Raw genomic sequence first — 23,912 nt, 5'->3', positions numbered from 1 at the left:
TGGCCTTTGTGTTTCTGGAGCTTGCAGGCCTATTTTGTTTTGCAGGTCTTGATGCCGAGCAGGGAATAGGCAGGGCAGTTACCCACCAGTGCTGTGGCCAGCGGTACAATGCCAATCCAGCCCCAGGGTGTCTGAGGGCCAACAAAGACCAGGGCCAGCAGGACAACACCCACGATGGCACGAATAATACGATCAGCGGAACCCATGTTTACCGTCATCTTGGTCTCTCCTGTGTGATGTCGGATGATGGTTTGACTATAGGCCTGTTATTGGTCGGGTTCAGTGATAAAGTCACACAGGCAGACGACTTTCGATACAAGGCAATGCGGAATGGCCAGGCACAGTATTCTCGACACACTACACGACTCCCTGCGCAAAGATGCCCTGGAGGGTCTCCAGGCCATGCGTTTCCCTCCCGGGCAGGTGCTGTTCAGTGCCGGAGAACATTGCCGGGGGCTTCCCCTGGTGCTGGATGGCAGTATCAAGGTGCAGATGACCGGAGCATCTGGCCACAGCATCGTGCTCTACCGTATGGGCGCTGACGATATCTGCACGTTGTCCATTGGCTGTCTGATGACGGGGCGTGGCTACCGGGCTGAAGCCATCGTTGAAGATGAGGCAGAAGCCGCCATTATCCCGCGCGGATTGTTCGATCGGCTGATGGATCAGTCGGCAGAGTTCCGGCTGGGGATTATGGAGTCCTATGGCCGTCGACTTGACGATCTGATGTTGTTGGTTGAAGAAGTAGCGTTTCACCGTATGGATGAGCGTCTGGCGGAGTGGCTTCAGGCACGTGCGGCTGATGGTCAGAGTGTACTGAATATTACCCATCAGGAGCTGGCCGTGGAGCTGGGAACGGCCAGGGAAGTGGTCAGCCGACTGCTGAAAGAACTCGAACGCCGGGGCCAGGTTCGGTTGGCCCGCGGCCGGGTAGAACTCACCGGATTACGGAAAACCGCTTCACCGGCGTGATAAACTGTGCGACAGGCGCGCCAGCTGTTCTGAAGACTTCTCGAGGTTCGCTTCTGCCCGGCCATAGGCTTCCGTCAGGGTGATGGGCGCGGGGGTGATCGAGAAAGCCGCTGTTAACCCAACGCTATGGAGCGGAGCCAGTTCAGCCCCTAATTTTCCACACAGGCCAATCACTGGTACACCGCAGGCATGTGCCAGTCTGGACACCCCGGCCGGCGTTTTTCCAAAGGCGCTTTGAGCATCGATGGCACCTTCCGCGGTGATCACCAGATCCGCGTTGCGGATATGCTGCTCCAGTTTGACGGCCTCCATCACCAGCTCTATTCCCGGTTGGAGTCGGGCGCCCAGAATACCCTTGACCGTGCCACCGATACCCCCGGCCGCGCCACTGCCGGGAAAGCTGGCAATGTCCAGGCCCTGCGCCTTAACCAGACGGGAAAAATGCGCAAGACTGGCGTCCAGCTGACGAACGTCGTCTTCATTGGCGCCTTTCTGTGGCCCGAAAACCGCTGCCGCTCCCTCCGGGCCCAGCAACGGATTGGTGACATCACAGGCCACAATCAACTGGATGCCGTTGAGTCTGCGAATGGCAGGTTCAAGGTCTGCCGTGGCCAGTCGTGCCAGGCCCGCACCGCCGGGCCCGATTTCCTCGCCCTGGTTATCCAGCAGGCGCGCCCCCAGAGCCTGTAACATACCAGCGCCGCCATCCGTTGTGGCGCTTCCTCCCAGGCCCATGATCAATGTTTTCGGCCGGTGTTTCAGGGCTGCCAGAATCAAGTCTCCAGTACCACGGCTGGTTGCCCGGAGCGCATCACGGGCCCCGGCGGGTACACAATGCAAGCCACTGGCTTCAGCTACCTCGATCACGGCGGTTTCGTTGTTATTGGCCAGGCCAAAGCGGGCCTCGATATGCTCACCCAGCGGGCCCGTGACGGCCACCGTATGCAGTTGCCCGCCCAGAGCCTCTGTCAGGGCCATTGTGGTTCCTTCACCCCCATCGGCAAGGGGGATTTCTACAATCGCATCCTCCGGGGCAGCGTTGCGCCAACCACGGGCGATGGCAGAGGCAACCTGCTGCGCTGAGAGGCATTCCTTGAAAGAGTCGGGGGCAACAACGATCCGCATCTTACTGTCCTCGGTCTTTAACGTTTTCCATCACGACAAAGGTGCTGGTCTGGAGTACGTGGGGCAGGCTTGAGATCTGTTCTCCCAGAACCTGGCGGTATTCAGCCATGTTGCGGGTACGTATTTTCAGAAGATAGTCGAAATTCGCCGCCATCATATGGCACTGCTCCACTGCGGAGATTTGCCGGACGGCCTCATTGAACGCCGCCAGTGCCTTGCTGCTGGTGTCATTCAGGGTGACCTGGGCGAACGCAACATGAGAGAGCCCCAGCTTGGTCTGATTCACCATGGCGCTGTAGCCGGTAATGTATCCCTGATCTTCCAGCCGTTTCATTCGTACCTGACAGGGAGTCTTTGATAAACCGACCCGGGAAGCAAGGTCTGTCACGGTAATACGGCCGTTCTTTTGCAGTTCCCGGATGATGGAAAGATCGATTCTGTCGAGATCTGCCATGACTGCTATCCTTTGAGATAGTGGATGAATTTTTTTAAAAGGCCGAAACGTCCAATATTAGCGAAAGTGCAGGCTTATAGGTAATTTTTCAGGTACCAAAAAAGGAAAATAATAATCTATTGTGATGCTGAACAGGCTAATTGCATGTACCTGCTTCGCTAAAATGCGGTCAGTATTCAAACAATCAGGAGGGTACACCATGAGTCTTCAGCAATCTGTGGCACCGGAACTTAACGACATTCGCCAGGCGATCCGTGCAAACTACCTGGCAGATGAACACGAAGTGATCCACCGGCTGATTGCTGAGGCCCAGTTGTCGGATGAAACCCGCAAGGCCATTTCGGCCCGGGCGGCAGAGCTGGTGCGGGATGTGCGCAACAGCGCCCGCCCGACCATCATGGAAAAGTTTCTCGCCGAATATGGGCTGACCACCAAAGAAGGGGTGGCTCTTATGTGCCTGGCGGAGGCTTTGCTGCGGGTACCCGACAACCTCACCATCCAGGACCTGATCGAAGACAAGATCACCTCGGGCAACTGGGGGGCTCACGTGGGCAAAGCCAAATCCGGAATGATCAACTCGGCCACCCTGGCCCTGCTGATGACCAGCAACCTGCTGAAGGATTCCGAGCGCCAGAGTGTGGGTGATACCTTGCGTAAGCTGGTAAAGCGCCTGGGCGAACCGGTTGTGCGAACCGTGGCGGGCCAGGCCATGAAGGAAATGGGGCGCCAGTTTGTACTGGGTCGTACCATTGAAGAGGCACAGGACCGCGGCAAGTCCCAGGAAGAGCGGGGCTATACCTATTCCTATGACATGCTGGGCGAAGCGGCGCGCACCGATGCCGATGCTCAGCGTTATTACCAGGCGTACTCTGATGCCATTGACAGCATCAGCAAGCGCTGCAAAGGCGATGTAAGAACGAATCCGGGTATCTCGGTGAAGCTGTCGGCGCTGCTGGCACGCTATGAGTACGGGCATAAAGAGCGGGTGATGAATGAGCTCATGCCCCGGGCACTTAAGCTCGCCAAAAAGGCGGCAGCGGCCAACATGGGCTTCAATATTGATGCCGAAGAGCAGGATCGTCTGGATCTTTCCCTGGATGTGATTGAGGCCATCCTGTCCGACCCGGAACTGAAAGACTGGCAAGGTTTTGGTGTTGTGGTCCAGGCGTTCGGCAAGCGTGCCTCGCAGACCCTGGACTGGCTCTATGCGCTTTCTGAAAAACTGGATCGCCGCATCATGGTGCGGCTGGTTAAAGGTGCTTACTGGGATGCCGAGATCAAGCGTGCCCAGGTGATGGGCCTGTCAGACTTTCCGGTCTTCACCCGCAAGGCCTGCAGCGACGTCGCTTACCTGGCCGGTGCTCGCAAGCTTCTGGGCATGACCGACCGTATCTACCCGCAGTTCGCCACCCACAACGCCCATTCGGTGTCAGCGGTGCTGGAACTGGCCAAGGATCTGAGTCGGGATAAATTCGAGTTCCAGCGCCTGCATGGTATGGGGGAATCCCTGCACGATCAGGTTCTGGAGGACAGTGGTGTGCCTTGCCGGATCTACGCGCCGGTGGGTGCTCACAAAGACCTGCTGGCTTACCTGGTTCGCCGGTTGCTGGAGAACGGTGCCAACAGTTCCTTTGTTAACCAGATTGTGGATACCAGCATCACCCCGGAAGAAATCGCCAAAGACCCTATTGATGTGGTGGTGGGCCTTGGCCATAACCTGTCCAGCAAAGCGATTGTGCATCCGTCGAAAATCTTTGGTGAGCAGCGTCGAAACTCCAAAGGATGGGATATTACGGATCCGGTGACGGTGGCTGAGATTGATGAAGGTCGTAACCGTTACAATAGCCATCAGTGGAAAGGTGGCCCGATACTGGCCGTGGATTCTGTCAGTGACGAAGTGGTTGAGGTGCGGAATCCTGCAAACCCGGACGACCTGGTCGGTCACATCACCTATACCTCAGAGGCGGATATTTCGTCGGCTCTGGACGCCGCTCAGGAGGGCTTCAAACAGTGGTCTTCGGTACCGGCGGAAGAGCGTGCGGCCATGATTCGCAGGGTCGGCGACCTGTACGAAGAGAACGTGCACGAGCTGTTTGCGCTAACCACCCGAGAAGCAGGCAAATCCCTGCTGGATGCCGTGGCCGAGATTCGCGAGGCCGTGGATTTTGCCATGTTCTATGCCAACGAAGGCATCCGTTACAAGAATGACGGCGAAGCCCGTGGTGTGATGTGCTGCATCTCGCCCTGGAACTTCCCGCTGGCGATCTTTACCGGACAGATACTGGCGAACCTGGCGGCCGGTAACGCGGTAGTCGCCAAGCCGGCAGAGCAAACCTCGCTGCTGGCCTTCCGTGCTGTAGAGCTGATGCATAAGGCCGGCATACCCAGGGCCGCGATTCAGTTATTGCCCGGCACCGGCGCCACCGTGGGTTCCGGCCTGACGTCCGATGCCCGGGTGACCGGTGTGTGTTTCACGGGTTCAACCGCGACCGCACAGCGGATCAACAAGGCCATGACCGAACACATGGAGCCGGATGCACCGCTGGTGGCAGAAACCGGTGGTCTGAACGCCATGATTGTGGATTCCACCGCGTTGCCGGAGCAGGTGGTGCGTGACGTGCTGGCATCCTCCTTCCAGAGTGCCGGCCAGCGCTGCTCTGCACTTCGCATGCTGTATGTGCAGAAGGACATTGCCGATAATTTGCTGGAAATGCTTTACGGTGCCATGGAGGAACTGGGTATTGGTGATCCATGGCAGTTGTCGACCGATGTGGGCCCGGTGATCGACGAAAATGCCCGCAAGAAGATTACTGACCATTGCCAGAAATTCGAGCAGCAGGGCAAGCTGCTCAAGAAACTGAATGTGCCGGAGAAGGGCCTGTTTGTATCGCCGGCAGTGCTTCAGGTGAGCGGAATTGAAGAATTGGAAGAGGAAATCTTCGGCCCGGTTCTGCATGTGGCCACGTTTGAAGCCAAGGACATCGACAAGGTGATTGACGCCGTCAATGCCAAGGGCTACGGCCTGACTTTCGGTATTCATAGCCGCGTTGACCGGCGGATCGAGCACATTGCCAGTCGTATCAAGGTGGGCAACACCTACGTGAATCGCAACCAGATCGGTGCCATCGTCGGCTCCCAGCCATTCGGTGGTGAAGGGCTGTCTGGCACCGGGCCGAAAGCCGGTGGGCCGCAATACGTGCGTCGCTTCCTGCGCGGTGAGGTGGTTGAAAAGCCGGCTCAGTCCAGCGACAAGGTGCTCAGTGCTGACAAGGCCCAGAAGCTGATCGATAAGCTCGCTAAAGTGGAAGTACCGGAGGCGGAAGGCCGCCAGGCGTTGCTGGAGCCCTTTTTCGGCAAGGTGCCGGCGCCTCTGGACGAGGGGTACGAGGAAATGCCGGGGCCGACGGGCGAGCAGAACCATCTGTCCTGCCATGGTCGCGGGCTTGTGCTATGCCTTGGCCCAGACGCCGAGTCTGCTGTCGAGCAGGCGGGCACAGCTCTGTCGCAGGGTAACAGGGTGGTGGTGATTGCACTGGGCGCCGAGAAGGCACTGGCCGATGCCATCAAGGCCGGACTTCCGGTTGTTGCCAGCGATGGCATGCTTGATCCGGACGCTCTGAGCCATCTGACCGGCTTTGAAGCGGTGGTGAGCGTAGCCGAGAAGCCGCTGCTCAAGCAGTACCGCATGGCGCTGAGTAAGCGTGAGGGCGCGCTGCTGCCGGTGATCACCGAACACAAGCTGGATCAGCGCTACGTGATTGAGCGGCATCTGTGTATCGACACCACAGCGGCCGGCGGTAACGCCAGCCTGATTGCGTCGGCTGAATAGAGCCGGTTCGCGATTGATTGCCAGGCACCAGGCCAGCCTCTCAGGAGGCTGGCTTTTTTCTGTCTGGCCACCGGTGTGTGCGCTAGCGAACTGACGAGACTGTGTTATGGGGCTAGCGTTGGATTATAAACACCGGGAGCCTCTGCATGGATAAACGTTCCAATCTTCGATATCGCGATTTCTTTCCCTTGTCGACTGGCCCGAAACACCGAGATGGTCAAAAGAATGACGGGTTTTCCCTGAGTGACATGCTGCCGTTGGGCATTCTGGTGACTGACCGGGATGGTATCTGTCTATACAGCAACGCTGCCTATCAGGAACTTTCCGGCTGGTCCGGAGACGAGTTAATCGGCTCTCACTGGAGTGCTGTTATCCACCCGAAGGACCGTGAAAAAGTTATAAAACACTGGAATGACGCGGTACTTGGACAGGCCTCTTTTCGATGTGAGTCCCGCATAAGGCGCTCCGATGGTAAAACGGTCTGGGTTCGTCGCAATGCAATCTTGCTGGCAGACGCGGTATCCGGCCATGGATATGTGCATACCGCCGAGGACATAGCCGGCTTCAAGTCGAAACAACGGGCCTGTCAAAAAGCGGAGCAACAGCTGTTTGAGGAGCGGGATCGGGCCCGGGTAACGCTTGATGCGATTGGCGACGCGGTCATCAGTACCGACATCAACGGGCTGGTCACCTACATGAATCTGGCAGCGGAGTCACTGACCAGATACAGCCGAACGGAAGTGCTTGGCCAGCCTCTGAACGAGATTATTCAATTGTGTGAGGTGACCACGGGCCATCGGGTAGATGATCCTGCACACAGAGCGATTCACTCTGATGGCCCCGTGGCCCTGGAGGCGAACATGCTTGTTGTGATCAACAATGGCGTGGAGGTAGAGGTTGAAGACACCGCAGCGCCTGTTCATGATCGCAAGGGCACGGTTGTCGGGGCGGTTATCGTATTTCGAGAAGCCCGGTTTTCACAGGAAGCCATGAACCGGATGGTTCACCTGGCCCAGCATGATGCACTGACCGGGCTGCAGAACCGCAATGCCTTCTATGAGAGGTTTGATCAGGCACTGGCAATGGCGCGCCGGCACGATAAACAGATGGGGTTGCTGTTTATCGATCTAGATAATTTTAAGGGTATTAATGACATTCTGGGCCACCAGGCTGGTGACATGATTCTGAGTGCGTTGGCGGGCAAGCTGAGAAGCTGTGTCCGGGCGGCGGATACCGTTTGTCGCTATGGGGGAGATGAGTTTGTGGTGCTATTGAGCGAACTCGCCCGGCCCGATCATATTGATGCGGTGGCCGAAAAGATTCGCCGAGCCGCCGCAGTACCCATGCACATTGGTGGACAGGAGGTTTCACTTCAACTCAGCATCGGGATGAGTGTATATCCGGATAACGGTGAATCTGTGGAAGATCTGGTAAGGAGCGCAGATGTCGATATGTACCGAATCAAAAATCTGAATCGCTCACCTTTCACCGGCAGCCTGATCATCGCCACCGACAGCCTGCGACAACTTACCTAAAGCGTGACCTTGCCAGGAAATAACCGGTCGGTTTCCTGTTTTACCACGTCGTAGCATTCACAGCAGAGTGCTTCGAGCCTGGGCCTATCCATCACTGTGATCTGCCCACGGTGATATTGAATAACCCCCAGCTTTTGTAGCTTTCCCGCGGCTTCCGTTACTCCCTCCCGACGAACTCCCAGCATATTGGCGATCAACTCCTGAGTCATGGACAGTCTGTTTTGAGGAAGTCGATCCAGAGACAGGAGCAGCCAGCGGCAGAGTTGTTGGTCTATGGTGTGGTGGCGGTTGCATACGGCAGTCTGGGACATTTGAGTGATCAGTGCCTGGGTGTAGCGCAGCATCAGAACACGTATGTCGGCGTGATTGTTGAACTCGGTTTTGAGTTCTGGGGAGGGCATTCGGTAGGCGTAGCCCCGGCTTTGCACAATGGTTCGGGTGGGGGTACTCTCTCCGCCCATGAACACCGCGATCCCGGCCATGCCGTCGTTGCCGACCACAGAAATTTCGGCCGAAGCGCCGTTCAGCATAACGTACAGAAGAGAGATAATGCAGTCAGTCGGAAAATAGACAAACTCAATGGGCTGGCCGGATTCATAGATTACGTCGCCCAGCTTGAGGTCAACCAGCCTGAGATTCGGAAAGATCCGCTCTTTAGCGTCGCTTGGCAAGGCCGCGAGTAGATGGTTTTGCTCCGGAGATGATGGTGCCTCTTTCATATCTATCCCCCGGGTCAGTGTGAGTTTGCCGTGTACATATGAACATGGAATACACACGCTTTTTTGGACACTAGCACAACCAAATATTCAATGCGCAATTATCAGCAAACTGAAGCTGCCCAGAACTTTGTTGTTGTCTGTCTCTCACTGACACTCTGCTTTGTTGTCTATTCGATGCTCATCGTGGCGGTGCCCGTTTACGGACTTCAGCTCGGTGCCTCTCCACTTGTTCTGGGGGCGGTATTGAGTGCTCAGTATCTTTTACCGCTGGTGCTTGCCATTCCCCTCGGTGGAGTCGTCAGTCGTTATGGTGGACGGGCCACGCTACTGGCCGGGGCGGGCATTATGGTGGCAGGTTTGCTATCGATGCATACCTGGTATGGCTATGCGGGGCTTGTGATAGGCCAGTTGCTGGTGGGGCTGGCTCACCTCCAGATGGTGCTGGCCGCCCAGACCATCATTTCCAACCTGGGCACCGGGCCGAGGCTGGAGCAGTACTTTGGCTGGTATGCCACCTGGCTGTCGGGCGGGCAGGTTATCGGCCCCCTGTTGGCCGGTGTTGTGCTGAAGTCTTCCGATACCGAGTACGTGTTCCTTGTGATGGCTCTGTTTGCACTGGTCTCGGGCGTTGTAACACTCCGCCTGACCGGGCAGGCGAGGGAGCGTATTCACGTTACCCGACAGCAGGCGGGTTTCCGGGCGCAATGGCAGCTTGTCGGCAGTAACCGTGGGGTGCAGTTGTCGATTCTGGTCACGGTATTGGGGATGTTCGCGCTCGGGGTCTACGGCAGCTATTTGCCAGTGTACCTGGAGAGCCTGGCCATCAGCCCGTTGATTATCGGAGTTCTGGTCAGTCTTCGAGCCGGTGTGTCCATGCTGGTTCGGCCGTTTATGGCGCGCATTATTGCACTTGCCGGAGGCCGCGTGCCGACAGTGTTACTCTCGCTCGGTACCCTTGCCGCTGGCTTGGCTTTTCTGGGGGCGTCTGAGCAGTTGCTGCTGATGGCTGCCCTGGCCATGCTGGTCGGTATCGGTTCCGGTCTTACCCAGCCTTTATCCATGGTGATCCTGGCGGAATCTGTGGAACGTGAGCGGCGTGCAGGGGCATTGGGTATGCGTTTGATGGCAAACCGGGCGGTGCACTTTCTGGCGCCCCTGTTCTTTGGCCTGCTACTTGAACTGAGCGGCTTTACCCTGGCTTTCGCTGCTTCAGGTATACTGATTGGCTTCGCGCTTATTCTGGCGCACCGACTGTTCAGCTCCAGGAATCTGTAACCATGTCTGGCACGGCCTCCGGCACCTATGATCGACTGATCAACCCTGTACTTGTCGCAGGCTGTATTATTATTCTGGTTGGCTTTTCCGTGCGGGCCTCATTCGGCCTGTTTCAACTGCCGATAGCCCTGGAGTTTGCATGGCCAAGGGAGTCCTTTTCTCTGGCCATCGCCATACAGAACCTGTTCTGGGGCATCGGGCAGCCGATTTTTGGAGCTTTTGCCGAACGCTACGGTGATCGCAAAGCTATCCTGGTGGGCGGTATCTGTTACGTGGTCGGGCTGGTTGCCTCGGCATTCGCCATTACCCCGGGCCAGCACCAGCTTCTGGAAATGCTGGTTGGGTTCGGGATTGCCGGAACCGGATTCGGGGTCATCCTCGCTGTCGTAGGGCGCTCTGCCCCGGAAAAGCATCGCTCCATGGCGCTGGGTATTGCAACCGCAGCCGGTTCTGCAGGGCAGATCATTGGCCCGCCCGTCGCGCAGGCGCTGCTGAGCCAGATGCCCTGGCAAAGCGTGTTCATGGTGCTGGCCGGTTTCATTACGGTGTCGATGCTTGCCCTTCTGTTTATGCGGGCACCCAAGGCGGCACCCTCGGTCTCGACCGATGAACCGATGGGAGTGGTGCTGAAGCGAGCGGTGAAAGACCCCTCGTTTCTGTTCATTTTTATCGGCTTTTTCTCTTGCGGGTACCAACTGGCGTTCATCACCGCGCATTTTCCGGCGTTTATAACCGAAATGTGTGGGCCAATTACGCCAGACAGCCTGATCTACGTGCTGGGGGTAACGTCAGCGTCCGGGCTCGGCGCCATCTCAATTGCTCTGATCGGTCTGTTCAATATCGGTGGCACACTGATGGCCGGCTGGTTGGGTAACCGTTACTCGCGCAAGTACCTTCTGGCGACGATTTACCTGTTACGAACAATCGTCTCTGCCGCCTTTATCATGGCGCCCATTACTCCTGAAAGCGTGGTGCTCTTCTCGGTGGCAATGGGTTCGTTGTGGTTGGCGACGGTGCCGCTGACTTCCGGCCTGGTTGCGCACATCTACGGGTTGAAGTACATGGGCACGCTCTATGGCCTGGTATTCTTTTCGCACCAGCTTGGCGGTTTTCTTGGTGTCTGGCTGGGTGGAGCCCTGTACGACCTCTACCATAACTACACGCTGGTGTGGTGGATCGGTGTTGGCGTCGGGGCCTTGTCGGCACTGATTCACCTGCCGATTCGGGAATACCCCTGGGAGAAGCGAGGGCAGGCGGTTGCGGCCTGATAAAACAACAAAGCCCGGACCTTTCGGCCCGGGCTTTGTGTAGGGAATTCTGGTCGGGACGGTAGGATTTGAACCTACGACCCCTTGCACCCCATGCAAGTGCGCTACCAAGCTGCGCTACGCCCCGTAAACTGCAAGCCGCCGAGAAACAAGGTTTATCTCAGTGGCTTAGCGGGAGCGAAGTCTACACCAGCCCAGGCTAAAAATAAACACCGGGCTGGCGAATTTCTCTCGAAATCAACGTAACTTGGTCTCCCGCAGTGCCAGGATGAATTCCGGCGGCTCGAAGGTATCCGGTTGGGCGCTTTCCCAGTACTTGTCGAACACCCTAAGGCCGGTTTTGCCCTCCAGTAGTGCTCCCGGTTCGAGGAACGGAAACAGGTCCAGATAGCTATGCACTTCGGTTTTGGAGACGCGACGGACGATGTGCTCCGGGCCAAGCTCAGAGGGATGCCGGAGCCCCGAGGCCTCAAGCAGATTCTGGAGGGCATCCAGGGTATTCTTATGAAAGTTGAATACCCGCTCGCTTTTCAAGGGGACGTCCAGTTTATTGCCACGACGGGGATCTTGCGTTGCGACCCCGCTGGGACAGCGGCCGGTATGACAATTCAATGCCTGGATGCAGCCCAGGGAAAACATGTAGCCCCTGGCGGAATTACACCAGTCCGCTCCGAGAGCAAGGGTACGGGCAATATTGAAAGCGGACGTAATCTTGCCTGCGGCGCCAATGGCGATGTCTTCGCGCAGGTGGGTACCCACCAGTGTGTTATGAACCAGAAGCAGGGCTTCAGTCATCGGCATGCCAAGGCGATTGATGAACTCCAGTGGCGCCGCACCGGTGCCGCCTTCGCCGCCATCAACCACGATGAAATCGGGCTTTTTGCCTGTCTTCAGCATGGCCTTAACGATGGCGAACCATTCCCAGGGGTGGCCAATGGCGAGCTTGAAGCCGACCGGTTTGCCGCCGGAGAGGCTTCGCAGCTGTTCGAGGAATTCCAGCAGTTCAATGGGGGTGGAAAAGGCGGAATGGCTGGCGGGTGAAATACAATCTTCGCCAACCTGAACGCCTCGGGCTTCAGCGATTTCGGGGGTCACTTTTGCACCAGGTAAAATGCCACCGTGGCCTGGTTTTGCCCCTTGAGATAGTTTGACCTCTATCATTTTGACCTGGTCCAGGGTGGCATTCCTTTCGAACATCTCGGCATTGAAGGAGCCGTCGGGATGCCGGCAACCGAAATAGCCGGAACCGATTTCCCAGACCAGATCTCCACCGGGTTCCCGATGGTAGCGGGAGATCGATCCTTCCCCCGTATCGTGGTAGAAGCCGCCCTTCTTTGCACCGGTGTTCAGGCTGAGAATGGCGTTGGCGGAGAGTGAGCCAAAGCTCATGGCGGAGATATTGAAAACGCTGGCACTGTAAGGTTTCTCGCAGTTTTTGCCGATCAGAATCCGGAAGTCACTGCTGTCGAGTCGGGTTGGGGTGAGCGAGTGGTTCATCCATTCAAAGCCCTCCTCGTACATGCCTAACTGTGAGCCGAATGGTCGCTTGTCGAGCACGTTCTTCGCCCGCTGGTAGATAATAGTGCGCTGTTCCCGCGAGAAGGGCCGCTCCTCCGTATCGGACTGGATAAAGTACTGCCTGATCTCCGGGCCGATGGACTCAAACAGATACCGGAAGTTGGCCATAATGGGATAGTTTCGGCTAACAGTATGCTTTCGCTGCAGTAAATCCCAGGTGCCGAGGGCTGTGAGCGCACCAAAAATCACCGGAAACAGATAGCCTGCTCCAAGCCAAAGCGTTACCGGTAACGACACCAGCAGCCCGGCGATGCTGAGGACATAAGCAGAATAGCGCAAAGGGAAGGTGGTGGTTTTTTCCATGAATACCTCTGATTGCTGTCGGGCGGGTGCCGGAGAAACCTTGCAGTATAACTACGTTACCTGTCCGGGTAGTAGACCTGTTTCAGGGAACAATCTTTGCCTCTGCAAAATCTGGACTATGCTGATGTAGATAAAAAAGGCATTTTTCTTGCTTTTGATGTTTTGAGTTCAAAGTAATAAAATGACCGGCTTGTAACGTATGAATGATTGTTCATTGCGTTATCCATTCACTCAGCATATTCAGTGATCACACCAGACCAGGAGGCGCCAACGTGGGCGAGGTAGTGAAAGACGAATATCAGACGGATTACGTCGCAGGCCAGGATAATATCAATCCGTTCGGCCTGGATCTTCATAACTGGGTTTTCCCGGTAGCGGCCATCATTGTGGTTCTGTTTGTTATCGGAACCCTGATGTTTCCGGCAGCGGCGAAGGAGACTCTTGATGGGGCCAAGTGGGACATTATTGCCAGTTTTGACTGGTTCTTCCTGCTCAGCGCCAACATTTTCGTGGTTGTCAGCCTTGCGCTGATCTTCATGCCGGTGGGCAAGATCCGGCTGGGCGGACAGGATGCAACGCCCGAATTCTCAACCATGTCCTGGTTTGCCATGCTGTTCGCAGCCGGGATGGGGATCGGCCTGATGTTCTGGGCCGTGGCCGAGCCGGTGGCCTACTATACAGGCTGGTATGAAACTCCCTTCAACGTGGCTGCCAACTCTCCCGAAGCGCGTGATCTGGCGATGGGAGCAACCCTTTATCACTGGGGGCTGCACCCCTGGGCAATCTACGCCATCGTGGCCCTGTCTCTGGCGTTCTTTGCGTTCAACAAGAACATGCCACTGACCATCCGTTCCGCGTTTTTCCCACTGCTGAAAGACAAGGTGTGGGGCTGGCCGGGGCACATCATTGATGTCCTCGCGGTTGTGGCCACCATCTTTGGTCTGGCCACGTCACTTGGCTTTGGTGCCCAGCAGGCTGCCTCCGGCCTGGATTACCTGTTTCAGGTAGGTTCTGGCACCAATGTGCAGATGGCTATCATTGTTGGCGTTACGGCCTTGGCGCTCATTTCCGTGCTGCGTGGCCTGGACGGCGGCGTGAAGGTGCTCAGTAACATCAACATGGCGACTGCGGGCATCGTGTTGTTCTTCGTGATCTTCGCCGGTCCGACCATGACCATTCTGGAGACCATCTGGGTAACCTCTTCCACCTACGTGGCCAACATTGTGCCGCTGAGTAATCCGTTTGGTCGTGAAGACGAGGCGTGGTTCCAGGGCTGGACTGTATTCTACTGGGCCTGGTGGATTTCCTGGTCACCGTTCGTAGGTATGTTTATCGCGCGGGTTTCAAAAGGCCGGACAGTACGTGAGTTTGTCACTGCGGTTCTGATTATCCCGACCTTGATCACCACCGTATGGATGAGTGGTTTCGGTGGCACGGCACTGGAACAGATCCAGCAAGGCGTTGGTGTGCTCGCAGACAAAGGGCTGACCGAGGTTTCTCTGGCGACCTTCCAGATGTTTGAGCAGCTGCCCTGGACCGGCATTGTCTCGTTCGTCGGTATTATCCTGGTGCTGGTGTTCTTCGTAACCTCGTCGGATTCCGGCTCGCTTGTGATCGACAGCATCACCGCTGGCGGCAAAACCGATGCCCCGACGGCTCAGCGTGTATTCTGGGTGGTCATGGAAGGTGCCATTGCGGCGGCGTTGATCTTCGGCGGTGGCGAAGACGCTCTGGGTGCGATCCAGGCGGTTGCCATCAGTGCCGGGTTGCCCTTTACTGTAATACTTCTGCTGATGACCTGGGGCTTGTTGAAAGGCCTGACCCACGAGAGGAAGTTGCTTCTGCAAAGGGGTGAGCTGACCTCCTGATCAGCGGGTCTGAATAAAAAAAAACCGGAGCCACACCAGCTCCGGTTTTTTTATGCCCAAATACTGATCGTCAGCGCCGGGAAAAGCTTTCCATGGCAAACAGCGCTCGTTCTCTGGGGCTGAAGTGCGGGCGCTTGAGGCTCTCGATCGCGTTGAGTCTGGGCAGCAGGCCGCAGCCGTTGGCCATCTGAATGGCCAGTCCGGGCCGGGCGTTCAGTTCGAGCAGAAGAGGACCTTCGTTGGCGTCCACCACCAGGTCTACCCCCATATATCCCAGGCCGGTGGCCTCATAGCATCGGGCTGCCATTTCCAGCATGTTTTCCCAGTCTTCAATCCGGATATTCTCCAGAGCCAGCCCGGTGTCCGGGTGCAGGGTAATCGGCCGATTGAACTGAACTGCGTTCAGACTCTGGCCAGAGCCGATATCCAGCCCGACGCCAACAGCCCCCTGGTGCAGGTTGGCTTTACCGTCGGACGCGGTGGTTGCCAGACGGAGCATAGCCATGACGGGATATCCCTGAAACACCACGATCCGGATGTCGGGAACGCCCTGGAAGGAGTACTTGGCGAGTGCCGGGGAGGACTGAACCAGGTTTTCAACAATGGCAACATCCGGGGTACCGGCCAGGGAATACAGGCCAGCCAGAATATTGGTAAGGTGACGCTCCAGCATGGCGACGGAAATGCGGGCGCTGGAGGCCTTGATAAAGTCGTCGCCGTCTCGCCCGGTAATCACGGTAATGCCCTTGCCGCCAGAGCCTTTTGCTGGCTTGATGGCGAAACCGGCCAGATCCTCTGCCATTTCCCGAAAATGGGAGATTTCGTGTTGTTGGCGAACCACCTGCAGCAGCTTGGGGGTTTTTACGCCGTATTCGCTGACCGCAAGCTTGGTTTTCAACTTGTTGTCCACCAGCGGGTAGGAGGTGCGATCATTGTACCGGGCAATGTAATCTACATTGCGCCGGTTCATGTTCAGCATCCCGAGATTTTTCAGCCTGCGTGGAGAGATCCAGTCCATATCAGTCGTAGGCCTTCATCGGGGTAAACCGCTTGAGCTCGCTGAGCTTGTAGCCGGTGTACTGACCCATCAGCAGGATCAGCCCGAGAATAACCAGATGTAACTCCGGGAAGTTGAAGGTGAGGTGGCCAGCCAGCGGAGTGCTCATGGCCAGGTAGGCGCAGATGGCCACAAACAGACTGCCTGAACCCTGCACCAGCACTTCGCGGGCGCCTTCCTCTTCCCAGAGAATGGACATACGCTCGATGGTCCAGGCGATGATCACCATGGGAAAGAAGGTGACGGTCATGCCGGTGTTAAAGCCCATCTGGTAGCCAATGATGCTGAGCCCCGCGGTGATGAAGATCACCAGAATGATCAGCGCCGATATGCGTGATACCAGCAGCAGGTTCAGGCTGGAAAGATAGCCGCGCAACAGCAGGCCAATGGCTACAACGGACAGAAATGCGATCAGCCCTGGCACCAGAGTGGTCTGTACAAAGGCCACGGCGATCAGGACCGGCATGAAGGTGCCCGATGTCCGGATGCCAATGACAATCCGCATGAAGGCGACAATGAGAGCGCCGATGGGGAGCAACAGCAGCATTCGGAACATGCTCTGTTCTTCGATGGGTAGCTGGTAGAAACCGAGCACACTCAGCCCATTGGCGTTGGACTCCAGCGTTGCCAGTTGCAGCGCCGGCACGGTCTGCCGCAGCATGGAAAAGCTTACCTGGGAGTCGTCGCCACCCACCACGTCGAGGAGGGAATCTGCCCCCTGTCTCCAGAGCAACAGGTTTTCCGGTACACCTTGTTCTGCGGTGCGCGGGTCGAAGGTAAGCCAGCGCTTGCCGTTGTATATCTGTAGAAATGGCACCAGTTGTTGGCGACGGCGGGCATCCTCAAGCTTCAGGGCATCTGCGGTGCGCGCAGCGATGCCAGCGTGGTTCAGCATCTTCACCAGCAGTTGCAGATAGTTGTCGTCAGATACCAGTAATGTTGTGTTCTGGGTGCGATTGTCTGGCTGCATCAGGCGGATCAGCTCGCGGGTCATGCTCTCCGGGGAACTGGATCGCTCGGAAGCCTGGGTCAGGAGCTCTCTTACGGCGGTGGCCTGGGGCTCTTCCCAGAAAACCGTCAATGCCCGGGGTTTACGCACTGGCGGAGTATGAATTGCGTCTTCATCCGGTACAAACTGTGCCTTGAAATAGAGAGTCTGAGGACCGGCGACGTCTCGTTTTGTCCACTGGGCCCTGCGCCCGCTGTTGCTATCCAGAATTGAGAAGCCGTAGCCGGGCGAGGCGGCCTGCTCCGTCAGGATACGGAAGCCGGGCGGTTGCTCCGGGATGTGCAGGCTCACTTCAGCCGGGCTGTTCTGGCCCTCAAAATCGACTCGCGCCTCAATCATCCAGACCGGACGTTGTTCACCGGTCATCCACGGAATACCCAGTTCCAGATGGCGCCAGGTGGCGATCGCTATCCCTGCCGCAATCAACAGGAAGACAAACACGTAAAACGGGACCCGGGAGCGTACCGTCATTCTTCCTCTCCGTTTGCCGCTTGTTCAAGGTAGGATTCGGGCAACTCGGTTGCGAATTCCTTGCCGACATCGATCAACATGACGTCTCGCAATACGTTGCGGCCAATCAGGACTTCGTAAGTCAGATTTGTCCGGTCGGCCAACGTAAACTCAGCCACCTGCTGGTGGTCGCCGATGGCAAACTGAAGCTCCACCACCACCCGGCGCTCTGACTCATCGGCACTGGACTGGATAATCTTCACGCGCCTGGAGATTTCTTTCTCCATGGCTACCCACTCGGCATCCTCAGTACCGGGAACGGGCACTTCAAAGCGTACCCAGTTGCTGCCATCCCGTTCAAAGCGCTGGACGTTACGGGCGTGTATGGAAGAGGTTTCCGCGCCACTGTCGATTCGGGCGGTATAGACATGGTCGGGGCCAGCCAGGAAAAACTTTTCGACCTCACCGACAACGACTTTGCCTTTGAGGCGATCCGCCCGGCCTTTATCTTCGCGGGAAGCGGGGCAGGTAGGTGCTGCCTTTGGTGGTGGGCACGATGGCTTTTCAACCTGAGTGGCAATGGCCTGAAGAATGGTCTGGGTAGAATCCTGATTCTGCTGCAGGAGCTTTTCGTGCCTTACACCGGCATTCTGCTCCATGGTAACAAGGGTCGCACGCTGGCTTTGGACCGAGGCTCGCACCTCTTCAATATTCTCTTTCGGTACCATGAAATAACGATCGGAAGCGCAACCAGAAAGTGCGACTGCCAGCCCTGTTAAGGCAACTGCGAACAATGAGCGGGTTTGCGAAACACTGGACCCCATGAATATCCCCTGAACCGGCCGTGAGAATTATTGGCACTGGATGCCTCAGCCATTGGATGTGTTGTCAATCAGGCGGGAGAGTATACTACAACGTACCTGTGTGGTGACTTTACAGATGGTTAAGGCGCATCTTTACCGGCCCAGGAAAGGCCCCTGGCCCAGCGGCGTCTCTGATCTCAGGTACTCCTGGATGACCGGGGAACAATTCAGGTAGAACAGTAGCAGCTCTCGCTGGATATCCTGGTCCTGAATGCGGGCGGCGAAGGAAATGACATCTTTAAGCGCGCGATCGCTGGAGGTGGTGTCGGTAGGCACCGTGAAGCTCTTGCCGTAGCGGCTTTTCAGCAACTGGGTCAGCCGTTCAAGGTGGAACTCGCCCGTGTGGGTGATGTGAGGCAAAACCCGCACATGCTTGTCCGCTGAGCGCTGATTTTCCGAAGACAATGTCTGTTCGTCTTCCACACAGGTAGCCTGCAGGAAATCGGACCCGAATTTTCTCCACAATTCCTTGAACATGCTCCGACCTGCCAGTCAGCTTTCCGTTTACGGCTTTAGCACTCCGGTTGGGTGCTTTTTAACCGTTGTAGAGCAATTTACGCTCTGCGTCCATAGGTGGATTGACGCAATGTTGATAAATGCCAAACAGTCGAGGCCGGCCTGGTGGCACCGTTCCGCCAACAAGAAAAAAGGGTGAGCATTGCGGTAGACTGTCAGGCTTTGATCCCGGGGCCATGCCCTGAACTGACCAACGAAGACCAAGGAGAACATGCTGGTGCTAGATGCGCTTACCCTCACCATGGCTGAACGTCCGGAATGGCTGGCAGGCTGGTTCCTTGCTCTGGTGGCGAGTGCCGCCTTGCTTCTGGCCGGCATGATCTGGCTGCTGTGGCGTCGGCGTCAGGATAGAGCCACCGAGTCTGCCTTGCGCGAGGAACTGGACACCCGGGACAGGCAACTGAGAGATAGCGAGCAGGTGCAGGCGTTGCATGAACAGGAAGTTGAACATCTGCAGGCCGCACTCGAGGAGCAGAAAGCCCGCTCTGGGCAGCTGGAGCAGGGCATCGAGCACTGGCGACAGCAGTCCGCCAACCTGGAAAACCGATTGGCGGCTCTGGACTCGGAGCTGGCGGCAAAACAGGATCGGGTTGCGCAACTGGCAAGTGAGAGCAGTCAATACCAGCAGCGGGCTGAAACGCTCTCAGAAGAGCTGGGCCAGTTGAAGGTCGAGTTACGCGAGCAGCAGGTCACTCTGGATAAAGAGCGCCGTAGTGCCTCGGAAAAACTGGAGTTGCTGGAAAAAAATCGAGATGCACTGAAACAGGAATTCGAGAACCTGGCGAACCGGATTTTCGAGCAGAAAAGTGAGCGCTTCAGCCAGCAATCCAAAACCAGCCTGGACTCCTTGCTTAACCCCTTCCGCGACCAGCTGCAGGATTTCCGCAAACGGGTTGAGGATGTCTACACCACGGAAACCCGGGATCGTCAGGCGCTTCGCAGCGAAATAAAATCGTTGCAGGAGCTGAACCGGCAAATTACCGAAGAAGCCGCCAATCTGACCCGCGCTCTCAAAGGTGACAAGAAAATTCAGGGCAACTGGGGTGAGTTGATCCTGGAGCGGGTGCTGGAACGGTCGGGCCTGCGCAAAGGGGTCGAGTACGAAACCCAGGGGAGTTACCGGGACGAAGATAATCAGTTGTTGAGGCCCGATGTCATCGTGCATTTGCCGGACCAGCGAAATCTGGTGATTGATTCCAAAGTATCGTTGGTGGCCTATCAGCAGTGGGTGACCGCAGATCAGGAGGAAGAACGCGCTGCGGCGCTGAAGCAGCATGTTGAGGCGGTTCGCAATCACATCCGTGCATTGAGCGAGAAAGATTACAGTCAGCTTAACGGGCTGCATTCTCCCGATTTCGTGCTGCTGTTCATGCCCATTGAGCCGGCATTTGTGGCAGCATTCCAGCAGGACGAGAATCTCTTCGCAGAAGCATTTGAGCGGAAGATTATTGTGGTGACGCCTACCACCCTGCTGGCGACACTGAGAACCATTGAGAATATCTGGCGTTATGAACGCCAGAGCCAGAATGCCCGCCGCATTGCCGATCGCGCCGGCGCGGTCTATGACAAGCTCCGGGTGTTTGTAGAGGCTATGGAAAAGCTGGGAAGCCAGTTACACACGGCCCAGGGCACCTACGATAATGCCATGAATACCCTGACCCGGGGCCGTGGTAATCTGATTTCCCAGGCCAATCGGTTTGTGGAGCTGGGGGTCAGGGTTAAAAAAGAGTTGCCCAAGTCGATAGTGGATCAGGCCGAGGTCGATTCTGAAGACGCCGATGAGCCGGGAGATACGCCCGCCATCGACAGGGAGCCTACGGACGCCGGGGAAGCCCGGGCAGAGGACCAACAGGAGTAGCGGTATGTTGTCATCCATGAAAAAAAGGCGTTTGCCTGGTCACAGGGTATTTGCGGGCCTGGTGTTGTCTTCTGTTCTTGCCCTGCAGGCGGGATTCGCCCATGCCTTGGCTCCGGAACACGAGATTCGCCGCTTGATGCTGGCGACTGAAGAAGCCGTTGCAGCAGAGAACTGGAGTGAGGCAGGGGAGTACCTGAACCGCCTTCAGGCCATGGAGGGAGAGAAGCCCGCCGAGTATTACTACTATCGCGGCCGGGCCATGTTGCAGGCCAATCATCTGAATGAGGCACGTTCAGCACTGGAGCAATACATTACCCGGGCCGGGGCAGAGGGCACGCATTACCAGCAAAGCCTGAAGCTGATTACGGACATTGAGAAGGCCAGCCGTGCCAGTGTTCGCGCTCTGGCCGAAGGGCAGGCCAGTGCCAACGAGCCCGTGGCCGTGATTGAGCCGGCGAATGAACAGGATGTGAAGACGCTGCGCCAGCTGTATCTGGCAGGCTCGGACAGGGAGGCTCTGGTCATCCATCTGAATACTCTGCTTGAGACCGCTGGCTGGCGGCGTGACAAAACGGTGGTGCGCCTGGACAGGCCAGCAGATCGCCAGTACCAGGTGGCTCTGGATGATGGCAATATCAGTATTCAGGACATCGAGCGCAATCCCGATGGCACCACCGTTCGCAGAACCCTGTCTCTGTCGGTATTCGGTGTGAATCCTCAGTTGCGTTGGGATTGTGAACCGGTGGTCGGAGCCTGCTGGGTTTATGATCCGCGGGACGGCTCCCGGCTTTTCCAGTTGGCGGAGAATCGCGATCAGGCCCGGGACATTGCCCGAACTCTGGGGCGCTTGATCCGGAACCTGCAGCAGGGAAGTTCGTAAGGCCGGGTGTTCAGACCAGATCGCCCCGTTCGCCTTCCCGCCAGGCGCCCGGGGTGACCCCCGTCCACTTCTTGAAGGCCCGATGGAAGGTGGATGGTTCGGTAAAGCCTACCCGTTCGGCAATATCGTTGATGGGCATCTCCGGATGGGCCAGATAGTAGATGGCCATATCCCGCCGCAATAGATCCTTGATCTCCTGAAACGACGTGTTCTCCTGCTTCAGGCGGCGCCTGAGGGTTTGCGGGCTGGTGTGCAGCTCTTGTGCTATCCAGTCGAAATCCGGCATGGGTTTGGAGAAGTCACGGCCAATCAGGCCCCGAATACGACCGGTCCAGGTGTTGCTCTCATCCGGTCGTGACAGCAGGTCTGCCGGGGAGGTTTTCAGGAATTGTCGCATTTCCGGCTTGTCCCGAATCACCGGGGCGGAGAGGAAACGTTTGCTGAAGGTCAATGCCGTACAGTCGGACTCGAACGCCAGCGGACAATGAAAAATGTGCCGGTATTCGTCCCCGTGGTCTGGCCTCGGGTAATCGAACTCAGCTTGCTCCAGTTCTACGGGCTGGCCAATGAGCCAGCTGCCCAGCCGGTGCCAGATCACCAGAATGCTCTCGCGCAGAAAATAGTCCGGGTCGTGGATGCTGCCTTCAATTCGCGTGACCAGGCGCGCACGGTCATTGAGGATTTCAAGCTCCATGGACACCATCGGTTCGAACAGCCGAGAGAACCGGAAGGCCTGTTGATATACCTCTTCCAGCGTCTGGCAACCGACCACCAACGCACACATGGTGGCGAACGTTCCGGAGCGGGCACGGCGTGGCCCCATGCCCATAAACTCATCGCCAGTGCGCTGCCAGATTACCTGCATCAGCCTGCTGAACTGGTCACTGCTTACCCGTGCCATTTCGATACGCAGCAGATCCGGCGAGATCCCGGCCTCCTGAAGCAGTGCGCGGCCGTCCAGGCCCAGGCGCTCAACGCCGGACAGGGAAGCTTCAACAAAATGTCGGGAGACCGTAAGTGTTGACATAGAGGCAGCCAGAAGAAAGAACGAACTTCATCATAAGTGCCCGACACGACAATGCAAGCCTATGATTTGCCGGAAGATGGAAGAAACGGTCAATACGAATGAAGGAACCGGCAGTTGGCCCGGCCTGCAAAACCCGGCAGCATGAGACAAAGTTATTGCCGCCGACCAAAAACAAGGAGACGCTTTATGGCAGCCCCGCTCGCCAACCTGAGAATTCTGGATTTCAGCACCTTGCTGCCCGGACCCTACGCCACCATGATGCTCGCCGATATGGGCGCGGAAGTGCTCAGAATTGAAGCTCCGGACCGGGTGGATCTGGCCAAGGTAATGCCACCGTTTGACGGCAAATTCAGCACCACCTTTTCCTACCTCAGTCGCGGCAAGCAAACCTTGCAACTGAACCTGAAGCAGCCCGAGAGTGTTGAAAGGGTCAAGCAGCTGGTTCAGGACTACGACATCGTGGTGGAGCAATTTCGCCCGGGCGTCATGGACCGCCTCGGGATAGGCTATGAGGTACTCAAAGCCATCAATCCCAAGCTGATTTACTGTGCCATTACGGGCTATGGCCAAACCGGTCCCTATAAGGACAGGGCAGGCCACGATATCAACTATCTTGCTATTTCCGGTGTTGCCAGCCACTGCGGTCGTGCCGACAGCGGTCCACCACCCATGGGCATTCAGATTGCCGACGTGGCCGGAGGCTCCCATCACGCTGTGATGGGCATCCTCGCTGCGGTCATCAAACGCCAGGAAACCGGAGAGGGCGCCTTTATCGACATCAGCATGACCGATGCCGCCTTCGCCCTGAATGCCATGGCGGGTGCTGCTGCCCTGGCAGGCGGACAGCCTCAGAAGCCCGAAAGCGGCATGCTCAATGGTGGCACCTTCTACGACTATTACCAGACCAGAGATGGCCGCTGGTTGTCTGTCGGGAGCCTGGAACCGCAGTTCTCGGCACGGTTGTGTGACACGCTGGGCATCAGCGAAATGAAAAGCTTTGCCCTGAGCCAGAACCCGGAGCACCAGCAAACACTGAAAGCGGCGATTAAGGAAAAGATTGCGGCGAAGACGTTTGCCGAGTGGCGGCAGGTTTTTGCGGAAGTGGATGCTTGTGTGGAGCCGGTGCTGAGCATTGAGGAGGCGGCGGAGCATCCTCAGATTAAGGCTCGGCGAATGGTGGTTGAGCGGGATCGGGGGGATGGGGTGGGGCAGCGGCAGCTCGGATCGGTCATGAAGTTCTAACTCGTTAGCTTGTTTTCATCTTTAACAGAAATATCACTCCTCCAAATCCCCGATAATAAAAGCCCCGGCTAAAAGCCGGGGCAA

General features: G+C 57.0%; 19 protein-coding genes and 1 tRNA gene. 9 read left to right on the top strand and 11 right to left on the bottom strand.

Annotation, left to right across the window (positions count from 1 at the left end; translation table 11 throughout):
• Positions 1–29 precede the first annotated feature (29 nt).
• On the bottom strand, positions 30–218 hold the full coding sequence (locus tag Q675_RS22945) for a DUF2892 domain-containing protein (RefSeq protein ID WP_011785527.1): 189 nt from the start codon (positions 216–218) through the stop codon (positions 30–32).
• Between the two features lie 112 nt (positions 219–330).
• Here Q675_RS22945 and Q675_RS22940 point away from each other — a divergent pair, with 112 nt between their 5' ends.
• A complete protein-coding gene (locus tag Q675_RS22940) occupies positions 331–972 on the top strand; it encodes a Crp/Fnr family transcriptional regulator (RefSeq protein ID WP_022990937.1) in 642 nt (213 codons plus the stop codon).
• On the opposite strand, the gene Q675_RS22935 is transcribed toward Q675_RS22940, so the two are convergent.
• Complete coding sequence (locus Q675_RS22935) at positions 961–2,097, bottom strand: glycerate kinase (RefSeq protein WP_023010624.1); 1,137 nt, start codon at positions 2,095–2,097, stop codon at positions 961–963. The genes Q675_RS22940 and Q675_RS22935 overlap by 12 nt on opposite strands.
• Before the next feature lies 1 nt (position 2,098).
• On the bottom strand, positions 2,099–2,551 hold the full coding sequence (locus Q675_RS22930) for a winged helix-turn-helix transcriptional regulator (RefSeq protein ID WP_011785524.1): 453 nt from the start codon (positions 2,549–2,551) through the stop codon (positions 2,099–2,101).
• 199 nt (positions 2,552–2,750) lie between these two features.
• Here Q675_RS22930 and putA point away from each other — a divergent pair, with 199 nt between their 5' ends.
• Positions 2,751–6,380, top strand: coding sequence for a bifunctional proline dehydrogenase/L-glutamate gamma-semialdehyde dehydrogenase PutA (gene putA, locus Q675_RS22925; protein ID WP_023010623.1), 3,630 nt, complete (start codon positions 2,751–2,753; stop codon positions 6,378–6,380).
• A 146-nt stretch (positions 6,381–6,526) separates the two neighbouring features.
• Entirely contained in the window at positions 6,527–7,915 is a 1,389-nt protein-coding gene (locus tag Q675_RS37700; RefSeq protein WP_023010622.1) for a diguanylate cyclase domain-containing protein, read from the top strand.
• Here the strand turns inward: Q675_RS37700 and Q675_RS22920 are convergent.
• Positions 7,912–8,634, bottom strand: a complete 723-nt coding sequence (locus Q675_RS22920; protein ID WP_023010621.1) for a Crp/Fnr family transcriptional regulator — start codon at positions 8,632–8,634, stop codon at positions 7,912–7,914. The genes Q675_RS37700 and Q675_RS22920 overlap by 4 nt on opposite strands.
• A 90-nt stretch (positions 8,635–8,724) precedes the next feature.
• Between Q675_RS22920 and Q675_RS22915 the strand changes: the two genes are divergently transcribed.
• Complete coding sequence (locus Q675_RS22915) at positions 8,725–9,909, top strand: MFS transporter (protein ID WP_081698829.1); 1,185 nt, start codon at positions 8,725–8,727, stop codon at positions 9,907–9,909.
• A 2-nt stretch (positions 9,910–9,911) separates the two neighbouring features.
• Positions 9,912–11,177, top strand: a complete 1,266-nt coding sequence (locus Q675_RS22910; protein ID WP_011785521.1) for an MFS transporter — start codon at positions 9,912–9,914, stop codon at positions 11,175–11,177.
• Between the two features lie 50 nt (positions 11,178–11,227).
• On the opposite strand, the gene Q675_RS22905 is transcribed toward Q675_RS22910, so the two are convergent.
• Positions 11,228–11,304, bottom strand: a tRNA-Pro gene (locus Q675_RS22905).
• A gap of 110 nt (positions 11,305–11,414) precedes the next feature.
• Positions 11,415–13,058: an FMN-binding glutamate synthase family protein gene (locus Q675_RS22900; protein WP_023010619.1), complete on the bottom strand. Its 1,644-nt coding sequence runs from the start codon at positions 13,056–13,058 to the stop codon at positions 11,415–11,417.
• 272 nt (positions 13,059–13,330) lie between these two features.
• Here Q675_RS22900 and Q675_RS22895 point away from each other — a divergent pair, with 272 nt between their 5' ends.
• Entirely contained in the window at positions 13,331–14,926 is a 1,596-nt protein-coding gene (locus Q675_RS22895) for a BCCT family transporter (RefSeq protein ID WP_023009832.1), read from the top strand.
• A gap of 70 nt (positions 14,927–14,996) precedes the next feature.
• On the opposite strand, the gene Q675_RS22890 is transcribed toward Q675_RS22895, so the two are convergent.
• From Q675_RS22890 to Q675_RS22875, 4 genes are all read right to left on the bottom strand, one after another.
• Positions 14,997–15,944, bottom strand: a complete 948-nt coding sequence (locus Q675_RS22890) for an alpha-L-glutamate ligase-like protein (RefSeq protein ID WP_031210452.1) — start codon at positions 15,942–15,944, stop codon at positions 14,997–14,999.
• 1 nt (position 15,945) lies between these two features.
• Positions 15,946–17,463 carry an inactive transglutaminase family protein gene (locus tag Q675_RS22885; protein ID WP_014420997.1) on the bottom strand — a complete coding sequence of 506 codons (1,518 nt, stop codon included), beginning with the start codon at positions 17,461–17,463 and terminating at the stop codon, positions 15,946–15,948.
• Positions 17,460–18,266: an ATP-dependent zinc protease gene (locus Q675_RS22880; RefSeq protein WP_022991663.1), complete on the bottom strand. Its 807-nt coding sequence runs from the start codon at positions 18,264–18,266 to the stop codon at positions 17,460–17,462. Before Q675_RS22880 ends, Q675_RS22885 begins: the two co-directional genes overlap by 4 nt.
• 132 nt (positions 18,267–18,398) lie before the next feature.
• Positions 18,399–18,782: a hypothetical protein gene (locus tag Q675_RS22875; RefSeq protein ID WP_023010618.1), complete on the bottom strand. Its 384-nt coding sequence runs from the start codon at positions 18,780–18,782 to the stop codon at positions 18,399–18,401.
• Positions 18,783–19,032: 250 nt separating this feature from the next.
• Here Q675_RS22875 and rmuC point away from each other — a divergent pair, with 250 nt between their 5' ends.
• Entirely contained in the window at positions 19,033–20,679 is a 1,647-nt protein-coding gene (rmuC, locus tag Q675_RS22870) for a DNA recombination protein RmuC (RefSeq protein WP_023010617.1), read from the top strand.
• A gap of 4 nt (positions 20,680–20,683) precedes the next feature.
• On the top strand, positions 20,684–21,559 hold the full coding sequence (locus Q675_RS22865; RefSeq protein WP_023010616.1) for a hypothetical protein: 876 nt from the start codon (positions 20,684–20,686) through the stop codon (positions 21,557–21,559).
• Positions 21,560–21,569: 10 nt separating this feature from the next.
• Here the strand turns inward: Q675_RS22865 and Q675_RS22860 are convergent, their stop codons facing one another.
• Positions 21,570–22,586 (bottom strand): AraC family transcriptional regulator, encoded by a 1,017-nt coding sequence (locus Q675_RS22860; protein WP_023010615.1) that lies wholly within the window; start codon positions 22,584–22,586, stop codon positions 21,570–21,572.
• A 186-nt stretch (positions 22,587–22,772) separates the two neighbouring features.
• Between Q675_RS22860 and Q675_RS22855 the strand changes: the two genes are divergently transcribed.
• The gene (locus tag Q675_RS22855) at positions 22,773–23,828 is read left to right on the top strand and encodes a CaiB/BaiF CoA transferase family protein (RefSeq protein WP_023010614.1); all 1,056 of its coding nucleotides are present in this window, start codon (positions 22,773–22,775) and stop codon (positions 23,826–23,828) included.
• The last annotated feature ends 84 nt before the right edge of the window (positions 23,829–23,912 follow it).

Origin of the sequence: Marinobacter sp. EN3, from assembly GCF_000475315.1 — a bacterium.
Taxonomy (GTDB): Bacteria; Pseudomonadota; Gammaproteobacteria; order Pseudomonadales; family Oleiphilaceae; genus Marinobacter; species Marinobacter nauticus.
Note: the sequence above shows the minus strand (reverse complement) of the source record. Positions and strands in the feature narration are given on the sequence as shown.

What these genes read in the sequence shown, in the direction of transcription:
- putA (WP_023010623.1), top strand. Translation starts at nt 2,751, where the DNA reads ATGAGTCTTCAGCAATCTGTGGCACCGGAACTTAACGACATTCGCCAG.
- Q675_RS22940 (WP_022990937.1), top strand. Translation starts at nt 331, where the DNA reads ATGGCCAGGCACAGTATTCTCGACACACTACACGACTCCCTGCGCAAA.
- Q675_RS22935 (WP_023010624.1), bottom strand. Translation starts at nt 2,097, where the DNA reads ATGCGGATCGTTGTTGCCCCCGACTCTTTCAAGGAATGCCTCTCAGCG.
- Q675_RS22860 (WP_023010615.1), bottom strand. Translation starts at nt 22,586, where the DNA reads ATGTCAACACTTACGGTCTCCCGACATTTTGTTGAAGCTTCCCTGTCC.
- Q675_RS37700 (WP_023010622.1), top strand. Translation starts at nt 6,527, where the DNA reads ATGGATAAACGTTCCAATCTTCGATATCGCGATTTCTTTCCCTTGTCG.
- Q675_RS22920 (WP_023010621.1), bottom strand. Translation starts at nt 8,634, where the DNA reads ATGAAAGAGGCACCATCATCTCCGGAGCAAAACCATCTACTCGCGGCC.
- Q675_RS22875 (WP_023010618.1), bottom strand. Translation starts at nt 18,782, where the DNA reads ATGTTCAAGGAATTGTGGAGAAAATTCGGGTCCGATTTCCTGCAGGCT.
- Q675_RS22910 (WP_011785521.1), top strand. Translation starts at nt 9,912, where the DNA reads ATGTCTGGCACGGCCTCCGGCACCTATGATCGACTGATCAACCCTGTA.
- Q675_RS22865 (WP_023010616.1), top strand. Translation starts at nt 20,684, where the DNA reads ATGTTGTCATCCATGAAAAAAAGGCGTTTGCCTGGTCACAGGGTATTT.
- Q675_RS22900 (WP_023010619.1), bottom strand. Translation starts at nt 13,058, where the DNA reads ATGGAAAAAACCACCACCTTCCCTTTGCGCTATTCTGCTTATGTCCTC.
- Q675_RS22890 (WP_031210452.1), bottom strand. Translation starts at nt 15,944, where the DNA reads ATGGACTGGATCTCTCCACGCAGGCTGAAAAATCTCGGGATGCTGAAC.
- Q675_RS22915 (WP_081698829.1), top strand. Translation starts at nt 8,725, where the DNA reads ATGCGCAATTATCAGCAAACTGAAGCTGCCCAGAACTTTGTTGTTGTC.
- Q675_RS22945 (WP_011785527.1), bottom strand. Translation starts at nt 218, where the DNA reads ATGACGGTAAACATGGGTTCCGCTGATCGTATTATTCGTGCCATCGTG.
- Q675_RS22885 (WP_014420997.1), bottom strand. Translation starts at nt 17,463, where the DNA reads ATGACGGTACGCTCCCGGGTCCCGTTTTACGTGTTTGTCTTCCTGTTG.
- Q675_RS22855 (WP_023010614.1), top strand. Translation starts at nt 22,773, where the DNA reads ATGGCAGCCCCGCTCGCCAACCTGAGAATTCTGGATTTCAGCACCTTG.
- Q675_RS22930 (WP_011785524.1), bottom strand. Translation starts at nt 2,551, where the DNA reads ATGGCAGATCTCGACAGAATCGATCTTTCCATCATCCGGGAACTGCAA.
- Q675_RS22880 (WP_022991663.1), bottom strand. Translation starts at nt 18,266, where the DNA reads ATGGGGTCCAGTGTTTCGCAAACCCGCTCATTGTTCGCAGTTGCCTTA.
- rmuC (WP_023010617.1), top strand. Translation starts at nt 19,033, where the DNA reads ATGCTGGTGCTAGATGCGCTTACCCTCACCATGGCTGAACGTCCGGAA.